This window comes from Idiomarina sp. T82-3, assembly GCF_001577655.1.
Classification (GTDB): domain Bacteria; phylum Pseudomonadota; class Gammaproteobacteria; order Enterobacterales; family Alteromonadaceae; genus Idiomarina; species Idiomarina baltica.
Genome location: NZ_LSBQ01000006.1, coordinates 122,021 through 141,887 on the forward strand (window position 1 = coordinate 122,021; position 19,867 = coordinate 141,887).

The 19,867-nt window shown below is 47.1% G+C and carries 19 protein-coding genes; 12 read left to right on the top strand and 7 right to left on the bottom strand.

Translation table 11 applies throughout. The features are described from left to right. Positions 1-7: 7 nt before the first annotated feature. Positions 8-190 carry a hypothetical protein gene (locus AWU56_RS05900; protein ID WP_006956601.1) on the bottom strand — a complete coding sequence of 61 codons (183 nt, stop codon included), beginning with the start codon at positions 188-190 and terminating at the stop codon, positions 8-10. Continuing rightward, complete coding sequence (locus AWU56_RS05905) at positions 187-2,793, bottom strand: response regulator (RefSeq protein ID WP_006956602.1); 2,607 nt, start codon at positions 2,791-2,793, stop codon at positions 187-189. The genes AWU56_RS05900 and AWU56_RS05905 overlap by 4 nt, the downstream gene beginning before the upstream one ends. Before the next feature lie 155 nt (positions 2,794-2,948). Between AWU56_RS05905 and gshA the strand changes: the two genes are divergently transcribed. Both gshA and AWU56_RS05915 read left to right on the top strand, forming a co-directional pair. Further along, positions 2,949-4,556 carry a glutamate--cysteine ligase gene (gene gshA / locus AWU56_RS05910; protein WP_286681999.1) on the top strand — a complete coding sequence of 536 codons (1,608 nt, stop codon included), beginning with the start codon at positions 2,949-2,951 and terminating at the stop codon, positions 4,554-4,556. 128 nt (positions 4,557-4,684) lie between these two features. Then, positions 4,685-5,320 carry a transglycosylase SLT domain-containing protein gene (locus AWU56_RS05915; RefSeq protein ID WP_006956606.1) on the top strand — a complete coding sequence of 212 codons (636 nt, stop codon included), beginning with the start codon at positions 4,685-4,687 and terminating at the stop codon, positions 5,318-5,320. A gap of 23 nt (positions 5,321-5,343) precedes the next feature. On the opposite strand, the gene AWU56_RS05920 is transcribed toward AWU56_RS05915, so the two are convergent. After that, a complete protein-coding gene (locus AWU56_RS05920) occupies positions 5,344-6,642 on the bottom strand; it encodes an HlyC/CorC family transporter (RefSeq protein ID WP_040488136.1) in 1,299 nt (432 codons plus the stop codon). A gap of 69 nt (positions 6,643-6,711) precedes the next feature. Then, positions 6,712-7,509, bottom strand: coding sequence for a cytochrome C assembly family protein (locus tag AWU56_RS05925; RefSeq protein ID WP_006956610.1), 798 nt, complete (start codon positions 7,507-7,509; stop codon positions 6,712-6,714). 157 nt (positions 7,510-7,666) lie between these two features. Here AWU56_RS05925 and ffh point away from each other — a divergent pair, with 157 nt between their 5' ends. From ffh to tyrA, 7 genes are all read left to right on the top strand, one after another. Continuing rightward, complete coding sequence (ffh, locus tag AWU56_RS05930) at positions 7,667-9,031, top strand: signal recognition particle protein (protein ID WP_071462384.1); 1,365 nt, start codon at positions 7,667-7,669, stop codon at positions 9,029-9,031. 142 nt (positions 9,032-9,173) lie between these two features. Then, entirely contained in the window at positions 9,174-9,422 is a 249-nt protein-coding gene (rpsP, locus tag AWU56_RS05935) for a 30S ribosomal protein S16 (RefSeq protein ID WP_006956612.1), read from the top strand. Positions 9,423-9,448: 26 nt separating this feature from the next. Further along, the gene (rimM, locus tag AWU56_RS05940; RefSeq protein WP_272977659.1) at positions 9,449-9,994 is read left to right on the top strand and encodes a ribosome maturation factor RimM; all 546 of its coding nucleotides are present in this window, start codon (positions 9,449-9,451) and stop codon (positions 9,992-9,994) included. An 8-nt stretch (positions 9,995-10,002) separates the two neighbouring features. Next, entirely contained in the window at positions 10,003-10,749 is a 747-nt protein-coding gene (gene trmD, locus AWU56_RS05945; RefSeq protein WP_286682000.1) for a tRNA (guanosine(37)-N1)-methyltransferase TrmD, read from the top strand. A 31-nt stretch (positions 10,750-10,780) separates the two neighbouring features. After that, the gene (gene rplS / locus AWU56_RS05950; RefSeq protein ID WP_006956616.1) at positions 10,781-11,137 is read left to right on the top strand and encodes a 50S ribosomal protein L19; all 357 of its coding nucleotides are present in this window, start codon (positions 10,781-10,783) and stop codon (positions 11,135-11,137) included. Between the two features lie 72 nt (positions 11,138-11,209). Continuing rightward, positions 11,210-11,809 carry a DNA-J related domain-containing protein gene (locus AWU56_RS05955; protein WP_286682001.1) on the top strand — a complete coding sequence of 200 codons (600 nt, stop codon included), beginning with the start codon at positions 11,210-11,212 and terminating at the stop codon, positions 11,807-11,809. 21 nt (positions 11,810-11,830) lie between these two features. Next, positions 11,831-12,979, top strand: coding sequence for a bifunctional chorismate mutase/prephenate dehydrogenase (gene tyrA / locus AWU56_RS05960; protein WP_286682002.1), 1,149 nt, complete (start codon positions 11,831-11,833; stop codon positions 12,977-12,979). Here tyrA and AWU56_RS05965 read toward each other — a convergent pair. Next, positions 12,969-13,334: a response regulator gene (locus AWU56_RS05965; protein WP_006956619.1), complete on the bottom strand. Its 366-nt coding sequence runs from the start codon at positions 13,332-13,334 to the stop codon at positions 12,969-12,971. The genes tyrA and AWU56_RS05965 overlap by 11 nt on opposite strands. Before the next feature lie 88 nt (positions 13,335-13,422). Here AWU56_RS05965 and AWU56_RS05970 point away from each other — a divergent pair, with 88 nt between their 5' ends. Then, positions 13,423-14,067 carry a cytochrome b/b6 domain-containing protein gene (locus AWU56_RS05970; protein WP_286682003.1) on the top strand — a complete coding sequence of 215 codons (645 nt, stop codon included), beginning with the start codon at positions 13,423-13,425 and terminating at the stop codon, positions 14,065-14,067. A 19-nt stretch (positions 14,068-14,086) separates the two neighbouring features. Here AWU56_RS05970 and AWU56_RS05975 read toward each other — a convergent pair whose 3' ends face one another. Next, entirely contained in the window at positions 14,087-14,557 is a 471-nt protein-coding gene (locus AWU56_RS05975) for a c-type cytochrome (protein WP_006956621.1), read from the bottom strand. A gap of 141 nt (positions 14,558-14,698) precedes the next feature. Between AWU56_RS05975 and AWU56_RS05980 the strand changes: the two genes are divergently transcribed. Continuing rightward, on the top strand, positions 14,699-17,776 hold the full coding sequence (locus tag AWU56_RS05980) for an amidohydrolase family protein (RefSeq protein ID WP_006956633.1): 3,078 nt from the start codon (positions 14,699-14,701) through the stop codon (positions 17,774-17,776). A 2-nt stretch (positions 17,777-17,778) separates the two neighbouring features. Further along, on the top strand, positions 17,779-19,086 hold the full coding sequence (locus AWU56_RS05985) for an amidohydrolase family protein (protein WP_286682004.1): 1,308 nt from the start codon (positions 17,779-17,781) through the stop codon (positions 19,084-19,086). A gap of 48 nt (positions 19,087-19,134) precedes the next feature. Here AWU56_RS05985 and AWU56_RS05990 read toward each other — a convergent pair. Further along, on the bottom strand, positions 19,135-19,867 hold a 733-nt coding region (locus AWU56_RS05990; protein ID WP_286682005.1), incomplete at its 5' end, for a response regulator transcription factor.

Here is a 19,867-nt window from a genome sequence, read left to right on the forward strand (position 1 = left end):
ATGTGGCTTACAGGTTACCTCGACCCGTAAGCCACATCATGACTGTGTAAAACACTGCAATCACTGCGCTAACAACGACAATATAAATGAATCCTTTCTGTCCTTGTTTTAAAGTCCAACCGTGAGCCTTTAAGTAAACCAACCAAAGCAAACTCAAAACAAGCGGAATGATGAACATAAAGCGAATCATGATTGCTCCTGTTGTTGATGTTGATAAATCGCCGCTAGATCATTGGCTGCTTGGTGCGCATGGTTTAATGATTTTTCTAACCCAGTAATAGTGTCGGCAACTTTATCTATATTACCCGCTGCCATATGCTTTTCTAGGTCCGCAGCTCGCGTCTGCAACGCTTCTAATCCTAAGTTGGCGGCAGCACCTTTTAGCGAGTGAAAATAGCGACGAGCGCTTTCATGTTGTCCGCGTGTAATGAAATCAGACACTTTCATGGCGCTGTTCTGATACTCATTAAACAATTGCTCAACAAGACGAAGGTATAAGGGAACATTGTGCTGTAATCGAGCAAGTGCTTGTTCGAACTGAATACCTTTTACCTGCGGATAACGAATTCGCTTTTCATCTGCTTGGGCGTGTTCTGATGCTTCTTCTAAATCGGCTGGTTGTGTCGGCTCATCTTCATAATGACCGGGCACACACCACTTAATAATTGCCTTAATTAATTGCTTTTCATCGATCGGCTTAGCAATGTGCCCTTGCATGCCCGCAGAGAGTGAACGCTCTTCGTCACCACTCATGGCGTTAGCTGTCATCGCGAGGATCGGGAGCTGTTTGTAGTCATAGTAAGAGCGTATTTTTTTGGCGGCAGTAAGGCCATCCATGACCGGCATCTGAATATCCATTAACACCAATGCGTACTGTTTTTGTTCGATGGCGTCTAATGCTGCCTGTCCATGTTCGGCGATATCAACTTTAAAACCTTGGCTTTTCAGTAGCTCAAGCGCCACCTGCTGGTTAATCTCATTATCCTCAACCAGTAGGATAGGGGCGCCTTGAATCGCATCGGGTAGGTTGGTCGCCGGAGCGTCTTTTGATGATATGCTATCGTCTCGTTTATATAACGTGGTGGCGAGACTATGACCGAGTGTGGTTGCTGTAAAAGGCTTCGAGAGAATATCGGATATTCCAGCTGCGGCTGCCTGCTCACTCATCTCTTCAGCATAATATCCGGTCGCCAGAATCATCTTAGGCGCCTCGCTAGCGAGTGATTGATACACACGTTGGCACAACGATAGACCGTCCATTCCTGGCAGACGCCAATCCACCAATAGTACATCGTAGGGTTCTAGATCTTCGCGTAGAATATCGAGCGCCTGTTCGGCTGTTCTGCAAACACGGACATCGACTTGGTAGCTGCGCAGCATTTCTTGAATCATTTCACGCGTGCTTAGGTTGTCATCAATGGCGAGTACTCGCTTGCCACGTAACTTTTGGATCAAGTATTGGTGGTGTGAGTCGTCTTGCTCAGGTTGCATCGGCAAGGTTAACTCAATATAAAAGGTGGAGCCTTGACCTACACCGCTAGTAACGCCAATATCGCCACCCATGAGTTGGATTAACCGGCGTGAAATCGCTAAACCCAGCCCCGTACCACCGTATTTGCGCGTCGTTGAGGAGTCCGCTTGCGTGAACGCTTTAAACAGGTTTGCGCGTTGTTCTTCGTCCATCCCAATACCTGTATCGGTGACGGATATGCGTAACCAGACTTTATCGGTATTTTTATCGAGCAACGTAACGGCAACATTGATCTCGCCATCTTCGGTGAATTTAATAGCGTTGCTAACTAAATTGACTAATACCTGATTCAAGCGCAAAGGGTCGCCAAATAGTCGGGTCGGAATATTGGCGGGTAGGTTGATGATAAACTCAAGATCCTTGTCATATGCTTTGTAGGCAAACATGTCCGCTAAAGAGGTCAGAACGTCTTGTAGATCAAAAGGAATACGTTCGATACTGAGCTTGCCTGCGTCAATTTTTGAGAAATCTAAAATATCGTTGATCACGCCAAGCAGCGCTTGCGACGATGAGTCGATTACTTTTATATAGCGCTTTTGTTTTTCTGATAACTGCGTTTTTAGGCAAAGGTTGGCCATGCCTACAATGGCGTTAATGGGCGTTCTAATTTCATGGCTCATGTTGGCAAGAAACTCGCCTTTGGCAACATTCGCTTGCTCTGCTGACTCCTTCGCTTGCTCCATTTGCTCTGCAACCGACTTAATTGACGAAATATCGTAGTAACTACCGATGATGCCGATGACATTTTTTTGGTCGTCATAGAGAGGGACGCTGGAGTGCTCTATATAGCGTGTGTTATTTGCTAAATTCAACTCAATTTCCGCATTGCATGACGCTAGGCCGTGCTCGAGCGTGAGACGGTCACGCTCCTGCAGTATGGGGTTTTTCGCCAACCATGCTAATTGGTCATCACGCTTTCCTTCAAGCGCTTCAGTGCTGCATTGAATATCGCGCAGAAAAGCATCATTGCCACCAAGAAACTCTAAATCGCTATTGCGCCAATAGACACGCGTTGGTAGATCGTTAAACACCTGTTGCAAAAGTTGTTGTGAACTTGCGGTTAGAAAAGGTTGGCGCAGCGGTGATGTCAGCGATGTCTGACGCGTCCAAGTGTAGATGACGGTGCCTGCTATTAATCCAACAACAACCGAAGTCAGTAATACGTAATCACTAAACGGTGCGGGTAAAATCAGATAGCTAATGATGCTAATGAGTTGAAAGGCAATAAAGCCTATTTGAAACCGTGTCCAGAATGTTGTCATTCGCCACTTGCCAAACGCTGTGAAATAAAAAGGTGCTTGTTAAGTGTGCCATGACATCGCCTTAACGCCAAGTTTATTAAGCCAATCATGGACGTGTGAAGTAAATCTAAGTAAGCTAACCGCATGCGTCAAAAAAGGTAGTATCGGAGTCCCTTTTGCAAACTCAATTCGAACGAAAAATCACCGAGCTCACAGAAAACCACTCATCTGCTATTTGGGAAGGTATTCATCGTGGCATCGAGCGTGAAGCTTTACGCGTATTAGAAAATGGTACGCTGGCACCCACGGATCATCCAGAAGCACTCGGTAAAACGCTCACGCACGACACCATTACGACGGATTACTCAGAAAATCTATTGGAGTTTATCACACCCGTTGCTGAATCTATTCGCACGACTTTGTCGCAACTTAAGGACATTCATACTCATACCTTTCAGTCGCTCGGTGATGAGTTGCTGTGGCCGTTGAGTATGCCGTGTTATATTGGCTCGGATAAAGATATTAGGGTTGCCAAATTTGGCGATTCACATTCTGGACGGATGAAGTCTTTATACCGCGTGGGCTTGACCCACCGCTACGGTGCAACCATGCAGATTATTTCTGGCGTGCATTTTAACTTCTCTGTGCCAGAAGCATTGTGGACAGCAATCGCTAAAGATGAACAGATTGAAGATAACGCCGCATTTCGTTCGGGAAAGTACTTTGCATTGATTCGAAACTATAAACGTTTATCGTGGGTTATCCCATTTTTGTTCGGTGCTTCACCGGCACTCTGCGAGTCCTTTTTTACACAGACCCAAACAGAGAGTAAGTTAACCGAATGGGACTTCGCTAAACTGGGTAAAGGTACCTGCTATTTGCCTTACGGCACTTCGCTGCGCATGAGTGATCTGGGTTACACCAATAAAGAGCAAGCCAGTTTAAAAATCACCTACAACAACTTAGACGAGTATGTTGCAGGCTTACGTCGTGCTATTACAACACCATCGCAAAACTTTAAATCCATTGGTGTTAAAGAGGCGGGTGAGTACCGTCAGTTGAACAGTAATATTTTGCAAATTGAAAATGAGTTTTACTCGCCTATTCGACCAAAGCGCACGGCAAAAGGTGGTGAAACACCGACACAAGCACTTGAGCGCGGTGGGGTCGAGTATATTGAAGTTCGCGCATTGGATGTAAACCCATTTAGTGAAGTGGGTATTACCGCGCAACAAATAAAATTCTTGGATCTGTTGCTGCTCTACTGTCTGCTGTCAGAAAGCGCGCCAATGGATTGGGATGCCCAACAAGAAACAGACCAGAACTTTAACAAAGTAGTGATGCAAGGACGTAATCCATCGCTGAGTTTGAGGCAAAATGGGCATGATCGCCTGATGACTGATTGGCTTGAAGAACTCTTTGCCGAACTTGCTGCTTTAGCGCGTACGATGGATTTGTCTCCGCACTCTGAGTCTGGGTATGTTGAAGCTATCGAGTCGCTATATCCCTGTGTCCTGAATCCTGAGCTTACTTTGTCGGGGCAAGTACTGGAGATATTGCGTAGCAACAATTGGGACGCAAGTCGACTTGGAAAAGAGCTAGCGCTTAAATATAAGCGGATGTTCAGTGAAGCCTCGTATGAATTTTTTACTAAAAACGACTTTTTACAATGGAAGCAAAGCTCGGAGAAAAAGTTTGCGGAGCGTAAAGCGTCGGATAATGTAGTTGATTTTGATACGTTCTTGCGTGACTATTTCGAAAAAGCGAAGTGTTCAGGGCGTTAGTGAACTACTGAGTCTTAGTAATGCATAATAGAAAAAGGCGCAACGGAAAGCCGCTGCGCCAAACAGTTCAGGGGTGAACACAACATAACGTTTACTCTGATACGTGTGTCATTAAAAAGTTCAAAATCATGCAAAAAAAATTTTATCAACGTAGCTCATTGATAGCCTCTGTCGTCTTAACGGCTGCGTTAACAGGTTGCGCGACACCCCCGCCTCAGTCACCTGAAAACATCTGTGACATTTTTGAGGAGCACAACGACTGGTATCACGCGGCCGCTGATGCCCGCGAACGTTGGGGAGTGCCCATCCATGTTCCCATGGCGATGATGTACCAAGAAAGCTCCTTTAAACATGATGCTGTGCCACCGCGGTACTATTTTCTTGGCTTTATACCCTGGGGGCGGGTGAGCTCGGCATATGGTTACTCGCAAGCCAAGGATATGACGTGGGAAGATTACCAACGCGAAACAGGAAACGGTTGGGCGAGCAGAAGCGACTTTGAGGATGCAGTCGATTTTATGGGATGGTTTATCTATAAGAGCTATGAAATCAACGGCGTGTCGAAGTGGGATGCTTATGCGCAGTATTTGAATTACCACGAGGGATGGGGGGGATATGCTCGTAAAACCTATCTCAGTAAGCCTTGGCTTGTGAAAGTATCAAAACAAGTGAAAAGTCGTTCACTGCGATACGCTACGCAACTCAAAACCTGTGAGGACGATCTGAAACATGGTTGGCTGTATAACTTGTTTTTTGATTGGTAAGCGTCACATACTAGCCAGCGGCATTATTCACCGCTGGCCGAACTAGGTTCTTTAAAGTGCTGAGGTAAAACGCGCACTTGTTTAATCATCGTGTCGCCGACTTCAATGAGTTCCACCGGGTAACCGCCTAGTCGTAGACTCAGTCGTGCATGGGGAATGTCTCCGAACTGTTCTATCACCAATCCACTGAGCGTTTTCGGGCCATCCGTAGGAAAGTGCCAATTCATTTCTTTGTTAAGCTCACGAAGGTTCGCAGCTCCCTCAACTAGATAGCTTCCGTCAGGCTGGGCAACGGCTGTTTCGCTCGGTTGCGGTGCCATCGATGTGGTAAAGTCACCGACAATTTCTTCCAGAATATCTTCGAGAGTAACGAGTCCTTGAATATCGCCATACTCGTCAACGACCAAGCCAATACGTTCCTTGCGGTGCTGAAACTTAAGTAGCTGTACGTTAAGCGGTGTGCCTTCGGGAATAAAGTAAATATCCCGTGCTGCACGAACGAGTGTCGCTTTATCGGCTTCAAATTGGTTTTTGGTCATGAGACGCATGACATCGCGTGCGTGGAGAAATCCTACGGCATCATCGATATCGTTGCGGTATAGCAGTACTCGGGTATGTTGCGCATGTTCGATTTTCTTAATGATCCGAGACCAGTCATCGTTGATGTCAATTCCAACGATTTCGTTGCGTGGAATCATGACATCTTCGACGGTTACCTTTTCCAAGTCTAAGATGCTCAAAAGCATCTCTTGGTGAGATGCTGGAATCATGTTTCCTGCCTCGTTCACCACCGCACGAAGCTCCTCGGAGTTGAGTGCATCACCAACTTGTGCGCGTTTAGGGTCAACGCCTAATATTCGCATAAATGTGTTGGTAATAAAGTTTACACTGGTCACGAAAGGATACATGCCAATAAGTAGCGGTCGCAAAATCAGAGAGCTGGGGAATGCGATTCGTTCAGGGTGTAAAGCTGCAATAGTTTTTGGTGTCACTTCCGCAAAAATTAATATGATCAGCGTAAGTGCAAGCGTTGCGATGACAATACCTGCATCCCCAAACCAACGAATACATAAAATAGTGGCAATGGAGGAAGCCGCGATATTCACCAAGTTATTACCAATCAGGATCAGGCCGATTAACCGGTCAGGGCGCTCCAGCAGGAACTGCACTCGACGTGCGCCATGATGATTGTTTTGCACCAGATGCCTTAACCGATAGCGGTTGATCGACATCATGCCCGTTTCCGAGCCGGAAAAATATGCAGAAAGAGCGATGAGAACTACGAGTATTACGAGTAACATACTCGTCGATATATCGTCCAAACTTACTACCCTCTTAGTCGTTGCGAACCTGACAATTTAGTGTTTTCAGCCATTAAGTCAAGCTTAGACTTAACTGAGAATGATATCTTTGACAAAGCGACTGCCAAAATACCCTAATGTAAGTAGGACTGTTCCTAAAATACTTAATACCATCACTGGTTTGCCTCGTAATCCTGTCGCCTTATGCGCCACATAAGTTACGATATAAACGAGCGCTGCAGCCATCGCAAGAATCGTTTTATGGGCTTGGTTTTGTGCGAACATATCGTCTAGAAAAGCAAAGCCTGATGCAATTGCGAGAATCAATAATAGAGTTCCCGCGGACAGCAACCTAAAGAAATAGCGTTCGATATTCATTAACGGTGGAAGCTGTTTAAACAGGCCACTGGTTTTTTTGGTTTTAAGTAAATAGTTAATATAGCTGGCTTGAATCGCGTACAAAGTGGCTAGGGCGAGTACCCCATACGCGACTAATGAAAGGACAATGTGAATAACCAGTCCATGCCCAAAACCAATATAAGCGCCAAGATCCGCTGGTGTCAGCACGAGCAACAGGGCTGAAAGGGCCGCAAACAAATAGATAACGGGTTTAAGTAACAAACTATTGGATTGTTTGACACGGAACAGCGACAACAACGCAATCAGCCAAGCAACAATCGATAAACTAGAAGATACGTTTAGGTGATCGAATTCATCGCTGGCTAAGCGCATGTAAATTAAGCCGCCATGGCAGATTAATGCCAAAATAGCTGATACCCAACTAACGATAGTGAGCGGAGAACGTGGTCTGAAAACCTGTTGCAGCATAAATAGCGCACTGGCGACATAAAGCACGAGTGTCGCACTGAGTAATGCGGAAATAAGCACTGCGGTTGCTTCCCTAGGTTAACTAAAGTACGAATGAGTATACGCCCTTGATTAATTAAACCCAAGCGCTCTAAGGGCGAAACTTTGTTGGTTTTCAGATATACTATCCCCATAATATAAATTAGCTCGTTTTGCGACAACAGAAGAGATCGCGGTTATGTTTGAGAATTTAAGCGAACGTCTCACCCAGACGTTGCGAAGCATTGGCGGCAAAGGTCGTCTGACAGAAGACAATATCAAGTCAACGTTGCGCGAAGTGCGTATGGCGTTACTTGAGGCTGACGTTGCCTTGCCTGTCGTGAAGGAATTTATTGGCAAAGTAAAAGAGCGTGCGGTAGGCACCGAGGTCAACAAGAGCCTAACGCCAGGCCAAGTGTTTGTTAAAATCGTCCAATCAGAGCTTGAAGCTGCGATGGGCGAAGCTAACGTACCGCTTGACTTAAGCACGCAACCGCCTGCGGTGATTTTGATGGCGGGTTTGCAAGGTGCGGGTAAAACAACGTCAGTTGGTAAGTTGGCCAAATACCTTAAAGAGCGCCAGAAGAAAAAAGTCATGGTGGTCAGTGCGGACATCTATCGTCCGGCGGCGATTAAACAGCTCGAGACCTTGGCCGAACAAGTGGATGTATCGTTTTTCCCATCGACAACAGCACAGAGCCCGGTTGAAATTGCTCAAGGCGCGATTGCGGAAGCTAAAAAGCAGTTTGTTGATGTGGTGCTCGTGGATACCGCCGGCCGCTTAACGATAGACGAAGATATGATGCAGGAAATTCAACACCTGCACACCGAGATCAAGCCGGTTGAGACACTCTTCGTTGTTGACTCAATGACAGGTCAAGACGCTGCGAATACGGCGAAAGCGTTTAACGAGGCACTGCCATTGACCGGGGTTATCTTGACCAAGACCGACGGTGATGCGCGGGGTGGTGCTGCGTTATCGATTCGCCATATAACGGGTAAGCCCATCAAGTTTTTAGGTGTTGGTGAAAAGACCGATGCCCTTGAACCGTTCCACCCAGACCGTGTCGCGTCGCGTATTCTTGGCATGGGCGACATCTTGTCGTTGGTGGAAGAGGTCGAGCAAAAAGTTGACCGCGAAAAGGCCGAAAAGGTTGCTCGCAAGGTGATGAAGAAGGGTCAGTTTTCGCTGGAAGATTTTCGTGATCAGTTAGCTCAGATGCGTGAAATGGGCGGAATGATGGGGTTGATGGCAAAAATGCCGGGTATGGGCAAAATGACCGACCAAATCAAGGGCCAAATGGACGACAAAATGACCCTGCGCATGGAAGCCATCATTAACTCGATGACACCTAAAGAGCGTCAACATCCAGACGTCATCAAGGGATCGCGCAAGCGTCGAATTGCGGCGGGTTCTGGCACCCAAGTGCAAGACGTCAACAAGCTGTTGAAACAATTTCAGCAAATGCAAAAGATGATGAAGAAGATGAAAGGTGGCGGCATGCAAAAAATGATGCGTGGCATGGGCGGCAAACTACCGCCTGGGATGTTTGGAGGCCGTTAATCCCAACCTCGCCTTTATCGCCCGATAAGCTTGCATTTGTTGTAAAAATCAGTAGAATTGCCGAGCCTTCCGAACCTATCGGAGGGCTTTGCTGTTTATAGCAATTACGTTTTACATTTACACAGAAAAATTGAGGAACGCAATGGTAACCATTCGTTTACAACGTGGTGGCGCTAAAAAACGCCCCTTCTACCAAATGGTAGTCGCAGACAGTCGCAACGCTCGCGACGGTCGTTTCATCGAGAACGTAGGCTTCTTTAACCCGGTAGCTCGTGGTCAAGAAGAGCGTCTTCGTGTTGACTTAGATCGTATCGAACACTGGGTATCTCAAGGTGCATCGCTTTCTGAGCGTGTTGCACGTTTGGTTAAAGACGCGCGCGCAGCGGCGTAATTAACTAGGCATTAGGGAGCGAAGTAATGACGAAACAAACATCAGACGCATTAGTCGTGGGCCACATCGGTGCCGTCTACGGTGTCAAAGGATGGTTGAAAATTCAGTCATTTACAGAGAACCCTGAAGATATCTTTGATTATACCCCTTGGACTCTGCAGGGGAATGCAGCTCGCCAAACGACGGAAGAAGTCGTTAATGTGGTTCAGTGGCGTCGTCATAACAATGGGCTTATTGCTCAGTTAGAAGGCATCAACGACCGCGAATTAGCAGCGACAAAAACCGGTTTGAGCATTTGCATTAACGCAGAGAAATTGCCTGAGTTAGCTGATGACGAATTTTACTGGCGTGACCTTATCGGATTACGTGTGGTAAATAAGCAAGGCTACGATATGGGTGTAGTAGAGCAAATCATGCCGACCGCAGCCAATGATGTATTGGTCGTGACGGCAAACTCAAATGATGCGTTTGGAAAGTCTGAGCGACTGATTCCGTTTGTGCAAAGCCAGTATGTACTGGACGTGGACAACGAGAAGCAGCAAATTCAGGTGGACTGGCCCGCAGATTTTTGAGGCAAACAATGCACATTGGTGTCATTAGTTTGTTTCCAGATATGTTTTCGGCGATCACTGAACATGGTGTGACACGTCGGGCTATCAAGGAAGATTTGCTAACGGTTTCGGTATGGAACCCTCGCGATTTTACTCATGATAAACATCGCACGGTTGATGATCGCCCATACGGCGGTGGTCCCGGGATGTTAATGATGGTGCAACCTTTAGTCGATGCGATTAATGCAGCTAAAGCCGCGTTGGGTGAAGATACACCGGTTATCTACTTATCACCGCAAGGGCAAACACTTGATCATGGTGGCGTGACGCAATTAGCGCAAAATGATCGCATGATACTGATCGCTGGTCGTTATGAAGGCATTGATCAGCGTGTGATTGACCAATATGTCGATGCAGAATGGTCAATAGGTGATTACGTTCTCAGTGGCGGTGAGTTACCAGCAATGGTGCTTATCGATGCGGTGGCTCGAATGGTACCTGGTGTCCTCGGTCACCAAGATTCGGCAGCCGAAGATTCGTTCGCCAATGGGTTACTGGATTGCCCACATTACACGCGGCCCGAGACTTATAATGGTCAGCAGGTTCCGACTGTTCTTTTGGGCGGGAACCACGAAAAAATTCGACAGTGGCGCTTGCAACAAGCTCTGGGTAAAACCTGGTTGCAACGCAAAGAGTTAATTAATCGCCTAGCTCTGACTGACGAGCAGGAACAGTTGCTGAATGAGTTTATTCAACAACAAGAGTCCGATGACTAACGTACAGTTTATCTAGGAAAGGAGATATACCATGGCAAAAGTAAGCCAGAACATCATTAAGGCTCTTGAAGAAGAGCAAATGAAGAAAGATTTACCGGCATTCGCTCCAGGCGATACGGTTAGTGTAAATGTAAAAGTAGTTGAGGGTAACCGTGAGCGTCTTCAGGCGTTTGAAGGCGTTGTTATCCGTGTTCGTAACCGTGGTTTGCACTCTGCATTCACCGTTCGTAAAGTATCTAGCGGTGAAGGCGTAGAGCGTACTTTCCAAACGCACAGCCCACTGGTCGACAGCATCACTGTTAAGCGTCGTGGTGCAGTACGTCGTGCGAAGCTTTACTATCTACGCGAGCGTTCGGGCAAGTCTGCACGTATCCGCGAGAAGCTGTAAGCAGCATTCGATGCAGAAAAAGCCCGGCAATTCAGTTGCCGGGCTTTTTTTTGTTTGTGCTAGACTGGTTCCATGCAAGCATCGATTCAAATACTAAAAGCAGCGTTAGAAGAACTGCTTAACAAACAGTCACGTTGGACCGAGTACGAGTTAATCCAAGCGCTCAAAGCCGAGCCTTACGTTATTTTTGACGGTCAAGCACTGTCAGATACTCAGGCACTATTCGAAACGCACTTTATTCTGTTTCACTGCCTGTATTTGATTCGCCAAGAATGGTTCGGACATACGGCTCTCGAGATTCACACGCTCGAAATACAAGCAAGGCCAAGCTCGACGAACTTAGATAAAGCCGGCGGCATGACTTCTTTGAAAGCAAACGATCCGCTAGCGGACTATTACTTAGATTGGTCCAACTTTACTGAAACAACACAACAGGATGTGGAACAACTATTAAATGATTTTTGGTCTCGTATGACTGGTTCGACGCCTAAGCGTCAAAGTATGGCACTTGATGAAGCTTGGCATCAGCTTGAGCTAGCGCCCACTTCGGATATGAGCGAAGTCAAACGCCAGTATCGCAAGCGGGTACATCAATGCCATCCCGATAAAGGGGGGTCAGTGAGCGAGATGCAAGCAATACAGGTCGCATACCAGCGTATTATAAAGTCGTAGCCGGGGAAGTGAGAAACGCGCATGAATAACGATGCTAAGCAGCAATTAGAACAATTGCGTCAAGCGATTGATAACACCGACTCCCAATTGATTGAGTTAATCAAGCAACGCTCTGAGTTAACTAAACAAGTGGGTGATGTGAAACGGCACCTTCAAGCACCGCTCTATGTTCCTGAACGTGAACAGCAGATGATTTCTGCGCGGCGTCAGCAAGCTGAGCAGATGGAACTCAGCCCCGATCTAATCGAGGATGTATTGCGCCGTATTATTCGTGAGTCCTATCGTACACAAACCGCGCAAGCGACACCTACCTCGTCTGATTTGGAACGACCAGTCGTTATTGTCGGTGGACGTGGTCGTCTAGGCACGCTGTTTTGTCGTTTGTTTAAACAAACCGGTTACACGGTCAAAGTGATTGATAAAGGTGATGCATTGAGTGATATTACCGAGCATCACCCCCAACTGGTTGTTATCGCTGTGCCGGTTAATATCACAGCACAGGTTATCAGCGAACTTCCTAAGTTACCCGATGACTGTGTCTTAGCTGATTTAACCAGTATTAAGCATCAACCTCTGCAGCAGATGTTAGCGCAACATGAAGGTCCCGTCGTAGGACTGCATCCGATGTTTGGTCCCTCAGTACCTAACCTCGCTAAACAGCTTGTGGTTGCATGTGAGGGACGTAAAGCGGAAGCGTACCAGTGGCTTATCGCGCAATTCACTAATTGGGGTGCACATGTAGAGTGGGTTGACTCTCAGGCACATGATTCGAGTATGGGCTGGATTCAAGTGATGCGGCATTTGAGCACCTTTGTGTACGGTGCACATATGGCCGAAGAACAGGCGGACATCGCGCAGCTTTTACAATTAAGTTCGCCGATTTATCGGATGGAATTAATGATGGTTGGACGTCTCTTTGCCCAAAATGCCGATTTGTATGCTGATATCATTCAGTCCCATCCTGAACAATTCGATGTTATCAAACGTTATTTAGCGCGTTTTCAACATACTTTGGATGTGTTAGAGCGGGGTGACAAAGCGAACTTCGTCGAAACATTTCAACAAGTGAATGGGTATTTTGGCGAGTTTGCAGAACAGTTTCTGCAAGAAAGTGAAGCGCTCGTCCAGTTATCGGATGACCAGCGCTTTAGAGGGGCGGCTACCGGCTAACTTGATATTGACTCATCAGTTCGGCAAGTGCGTCTGGAGAAGCAGGTTTATGCAGTGTTGCGTCCATTCCTGCATCTCGGCAGGCTTCCATTTCAGTCGCACTTTGATGACTGGTGATGGCAATAATCGGTGTTTCGGTGTAGTGAGGTTCTGCGCGTAGACGTCGCGCGACTTCATCGCCATTCATGTCCGGCATTTCGTAGTCGATAAAGAAAATATCAATCGTGTTTTGTTGCGCCACTTGCAAAGCCTGAGCACCATTCTCGGCGTGATATAGTGTTCCCGCATACTGTGCCAGCATCGCCTTTAATACTTCCGTGCTGATAAAGTCATCATCAGCAATTAAGATATTCATGATATACGTCCTTATGATACTACCGTTCTTGAGCATTTCGTTTTACCCTAGCACTGAACGTAAGATTTGCCTAGTCAGGAGATAATCTGTGAACGAGAAGTTTCAGCGCATAAAAATCTGGGATAGTTTCATCCGTATTTATCATTGGTTAATGGTCGCGGCCGTTGCTGGGCTGTGGTGGACCGGTGAAGAAGGACGAATGGATCTGCATCAGGATATTGCGATTGCCCTTGCAGCTCTATTAATCACCCGTGTTGGGTGGGGTTTTTTCGGTAGTGAAAACGTTCGTTTTAGCGCGTTTGTCACCTCACCCAAACGGGTTCTGAGTCATTTAGGTGCGCTATTTAGCAAACGCTATGAGTCAGGCAATACACATAGCCCAGCAGGTGCTTATTCGGTTTTACTATTGTTGCTGATATTGATGATTCAAATAGGCACCGGACTTTTTGCGACTGACGGAATACTGTTTTCCGGTCCACTCAATGACTGGGTATCGTCTGATGTAGCGGACTTTTTGACCGACTGGCATAAAACGCAATTTAACGTCATTTTGGGGTTGGTAGCATTACATATTTTGGCGATTTTGCTTTATCGCATACTCGGCTACCGGCTGCTGGCAGCCATGATTACCGGGTATCGATACACGGCTAGTCAAGTGCCGAGACTAAAATCGGGTTGGCAAGGCTTGGTAATCGCGCTTGCGGTTTGGTTTATATTGGTGATGCTGCTTTAACAGCATCACCCGCAACAACTTAATCTTTATATTGGTCGTGGCAACCTTTACAGTTTTTCGCCGCGGCCATAAATGCAGGCTTAATCTCATCCATCGAGCCCGAAGCAGCTGCGTCAACGAGGCTATCCGCATCTGTGATGAGTTGATTTGCGCGCGACTCAAAATCTTCCCAATTGTCCCAAATAGCCGGTAATGCATCGGTATCGTCACCAGGCATTGCGCCTTCAACAGCAAAACCATCCCATGGGATATGAGTCAGGCGAGCGAAGTCGCTAGCGCGGTTGCTAAACACTGCGGCATCGTATTGCTCTTCACCCTTCACCATCGCGGCCATTGCGGCAAAGTTATCTCGCATAATGGACAATGCACTTTGACGGTATTTCACCGCTGACTCAGCATCGTTGAATGCATGTTTGTCCGCATGTGCGAAAGTCGACACGCCTAAACACATGACACCAGCCAATACAGCTGAAACTGTTGTATTTTTCATTTTTATATCCTCTGCGCTAGATTATTTAACGATAATATTGCACATTCTATCTGTTATGTCTTGTTACGTATGTTACATACGCTTTAATTTACAATTTTGTCTAACTCTTTACATGAAAATAATAACTACTGGGGAACAACCATGAATGCGAAGCACCAGCTGAGCGCGTTGGCTTTGGCGGTTACGAGCGTTTTCGCAACGTCCGTGAGTGCCGATCAAACGACACGCGTCAATGGCATGCGCGACAATACACCATCGCTCGTTGCTATTCAGAATGCCACCATTACCACGGAGCCTGGGCAATCTATTGTTAATGCGACCTTAGTGATCAATAACGGTAAGATCGTTTCTGTCGCTAAGAACGGTAAAGTACCAGCAGGCGCAAAAGTGATTGATGGTACGGGATATCATATCTATCCAGGCTTCATCGATGCTTACACCGATTATGGTGTTGAGCAGGCGTCTCAACCAGATTGGTCTGAAACGCCCATTTACAACAACCACCGTGAAGGTGGCAACGCAGCCAACGACGCCATCCACGCGCAGCAGCACTGGTACACAACGTTCGAAAACACGCCCGATGCGGCTAAAAAATGGATAGCTAGCGGCTTCACTAGCGTTCAAACAGCACGTTTAGATGGTATTTTGCAAGGTTACGGAGCCACCGTTTCGTTAGCTGACAAAATTGCGAATGAGACGATCTACCAACCCTCGACGCGTCAATTTGGCTCGTTCGATAAGGGAACGTCGCAACAACAATATCCCACTTCGTTAATGGGGAGTATTGCGCTCATACGACAAACGCTATCAGACGCACAGTGGTACGAAAAAGCCTACGGTAAGGAAGCATACAACGGACCGGTCGAATTTAATGCGGCACTTGATGCATTAAAGGACATTGAGCAAACCGGTATCGTTTTCAAAATAGAAGATGAAAAATCGCTATTACGCGCTGATAAAGTATTTGATCAATTTAATGTGCCTGCGATCTACCTAGCCTCAGGCTACGAATATGCGCGTTTAGAACAAGTGAAAGCAACGGATGCTGATCTAATTGTGCCGGTCAACTTCCCCGCAGCCCCAGACGTCTCAGGCGTAGATGCTTACCTTGATGTTGATCTTGCGAAACTCCGGCACTGGGAACGCGCACCTGCTAACCCCGGTATGCTCGCCAACGCAGGCGTTGACTTTGCATTAACGCTGTACGGTTTAGATAAAGCCGATCAATTTTGGCCTAATGTAAAGAAAGCCATGGAAAACGGCTTAACCGAACGCCAAGCCTTAGCCGCACTGACTACCATCCCTGCCAAAATCGCGGGAATCGAAGATAAAGCAGGTAAGCTGCAACAAGGCTACATGGCCGACTTTGTTATGGCTAAAGGTGATTTGTTCAAAGACGGCGTGATCCAATCGGTTTGGACACAAGGTCAAGAAATTGATTTGATTCCTCGTGAACAAGTGGATTTCGCGGGTGAATATACGACTGACTGGTCAGGTAACTCGTTAACGCTGAGCGTGACGGCACAACCAAGCTTCTCGGGCGACGTTAAGTTAGGCGATCAGAGTAGTCAGTTACGTCATCTTGATTCCGGCATTGATCAACTATCTTTTGTGGCTGATCTGGATGTCGCCGGTGAGTCAGGTACGTGGCGCTTTAAGTTGATGCAGACAGCGCAGAATGCAGCTGAGTTAGTGGCTGTGGCGCCAAGCGGTAGCGAACAACGGTTAGCGTTGAACTATCAAGCAACGAACAAAGATGAACAGGCCGCAGAACAAGCAGAGCCGACGTTCGTCAGCGAATTAACGTTCCCGAACGTTGCCTATGGGCAAAAAGGCCTACCAGAGCGTGAAGATGTATTAATTAAAAATGCAACTGTCTGGACCGCAACCGATCAAGGCATATTAGAAAATACCGATGTGTTGGTTCGTGACGGCAACTTTGCTGCAATCGGCAAAAACCTCAGCACGCCAAGTGGTGTTCGTGAAATCGATGGCACCGGTATGCATCTAACCCCGGGTATCATTGACGAACATTCGCACATTGCCATCGACCAAGGGGTGAACGAAGGTTCAGAAGCAGTGACTTCAGAAGTACGCATTGGTGATGTGATAAATTCTGATGATATTCATATTTATCGTTCGCTTGCTGGTGGTACCACGATGGCACAGCTACTACACGGCTCTGCTAACCCGATTGGTGGTCAAGCGCAAGTCATTAAATTGCGTTGGGGCGCCACAGGTGATGTGATGAAGTTTGACGCAGCACCCGCCTCTATCAAGTTCGCTTTGGGTGAAAACGTGAAGCAGAGCAACTGGGGCGATGATATGACGATTCGTTATCCGCAAACACGGATGGGCGTTGAAACTATCATTCGCGATGGCTTCCAAGCCGCACTGGAATACCAAGAGCGTAAACGTGAATACGATCGCTTGAGTGCTGCGGAGAAACGTAAAGCCGCACCGCCACGTCCTGATTACCGTTTAGATGCACTGATTGAAATCATGAATTCTGAGCGTTTTGTTCACGCGCATTCCTACGTGGCATCGGAGATTTTGATGCTGATGCAGGTCGCCGAGGACTTTGGCTTTACCTTAGATACCTTCACTCATATTCTCGAAGGCTACAAGGTGGCTGATGAAATGGCCGCGCACGGGGCGTCAGGTTCGACCTTTGCCGACTGGTGGGCATACAAGTTTGAGGTCTATGATGCGATTCCACAAAACGCCTGCTTAATGCATGATCGCGGTGTACTCACTAGCATTAACTCGGATAGTGAAGATCTGCAACGTCGCTTGAATACCGAGGCGGCCAAGTCGGTGCGTTATTGCGGGATGGAACCGCACGAAGCGCTGAAAATGATCACCATTAATCCAGCGAAGCAGCTCAAGGTCGATCAGTACGTAGGCAGTATCGAGAAAGGTAAAGACGCGGACTTTGTGCTTTGGAATCACTATCCATTGAGCAGCTACGCGCAGGCGCAACAGACTTGGATTAACGGTCGTAAGTTCTTTGACCGTGAACTTGATAAACAACGTCAAGCCCAAGTGAAACAAGAAAAGCAAGCGCTTATTCAAAAAGTTCTTGCAGCGGGCGATGCCGCGAAGCAAGGCGAACAAGACGCGTATAAAAAAGAGCAACCCGAGTGGCACTGCGAAACTCAGCATGACTTTTGGCTCGATCATTTCGCTGCCAAGTCGCATAGCCATGGAGGACATTAATCATGAAATTACTTAATAAAGCACTGACCGCGGCTTTGCTTAGCGCATGCGCAGTGACGCAATCGGTAGCGCACGACGAGGTGCCAGGCAAGAAACAAGTACAGCCCATCGTGTTGCAGAACGGTACTTTACACACGGTGACTAAAGGCGTTTTAAGTCAAACCGACTTATTGTTTGCTGATGGTAAGATCGTCGCAATAGGTCAAGATCTGGCGGTACCCGCCGACGCGCAAGCAATCGATATCAGTGGGCAACATGTGTATCCGGGTGTAATTGCCATGGACACGACGTTAGGTTTGAACGAGATCGAGGCGGTGAGGGCCACTCGTGATGCTGATGAAGTCGGTGATGTAACACCGGAAGTGGCGGGGCACATTGCCTTTAACGCTGACTCCGAAGTGATCCCGACGGTTCGCTACAATGGAGTGGCGTATGCGCAAGTGGTGCCAGAAGGCGGTATGGTGAGTGGGCAATCATCTCTCATGCAGCTCGATGGTTGGAACTGGCAAGATGCGTTAGTCGCGGCAGAAGAGGGCGTACACATTAATTGGCCACGTACTTATGTGGTAGATACATGGTGGGAGCGCCGCTCAGCAGAAGAGCAACGTAAAGCCAATGCTGAAGCCTTGCAAAAGCTTAAGCAAGTATTTGCTGACGCTAAAGCCTATTATGATGCCAAACGTGCAGGTCGCGATATTCCCGAGGACCAGCGTTGGGAAGCGATGATTGGCTTGTTTGACGACAGCAAGCGTTTATATGTGCATGCACAAGATAAGCGTCAGCTTGAGCAAGCTATTGAAGTCAGCCAAAGCTATGGTTTTGATCTCGTCCTAGTGGGGGCTTACGATGCGTGGCGCATCGCGGACAAACTGGCTGAATTGCAAATCCCGGTTGTTTTCGGCTCACCGTTTGGTTTGCCGATGCGTGAAGATGATGGCTACGACCAAGCATTTTCTACCCCCGCTCGTCTTGCCGAAGCTGGGGTGAACTTTGCGATTGCGTATCCAGGTTACTGGGATGTTCGTAATTTACCGTTTGCGGCCGGTAATGCGGTTGCCTATGGCTTAGATGCACAGCAAGCGCTTAAGGCGATTACACTTAAGCCTGCTGAGTTTATGGGCGTTGCCGATAAGCTGGGTTCACTTGAAGAAGGTAAGCAGGCGTCGATTGTTGTTTCAAAAGGGGATTTACTTGATCCGATGGGACAATCGTTGACGCACATGTTTATCAATGGCCGTGCGGTGAGCTTAGAAAGTCGTCACACTGAACTGTATAACAAGTATAAGCAAAAGCCGGCTCGTAGCGAATAATCCTTGAATATTATTCGATATAAAAAGCCACTTTCCGAAGTGGCTTTTTTATTGATCTAATAAATTGATTAACAGCTTTTTAAGCGTTGCGGGTTCAAAGGGTTTATCTGTTAGCGCATCGACACCGCTTTGCTTGATATTGGTTACTTGCAGCTCGTTAGCTTGCGCAGTCACCATCAGTATAGGGGTGTGTGCATGAGACGGGTCTTGGCGAACGTGTTGAGCAAATTCGCTTCCACTCATTTCGGGCATATTAAAATCGGTAACTATTAAATCAAACGACTGTTGATTGAGAATTTCAATAGCAGTGACGCCGTTGTTTGATTCTACAATATGTTCAACGCCCATATTTTCAAAAACACGGCGTAACGCGTGTAGAGAAGTCATGCTGTCATCGACAAGTAAAACACGAAGGTCTTCTACGTCAAATAAATTGAGCTCAACGGATTCTGGTTCTATTAAATCAACAGTAGCGCGAATTGCGCGTTGCAGTTGTTGGCTGCTAAATGGTTTAGGTAAAATAGCAACGATACCTGCTTGCTTGAATTGCTCTAACTGATCGGGGCGGTGTTCACTTGAAACCAACATGAAATGAACCGTATCTTCTAAGTTCGATGCGTGAATAAAATCAATTAGCTGATGTGCTGTACCATCTTCAAAGTACATGGCACTGGTGACAATATCAGGCTGCCATTCACGAATTAACGTTTTTGCTTCTGCGATGGTTGACGCCCCTCGAGTTTCCGTTAATTGAGCTTGCATTAAGTGCTGACCGATAACT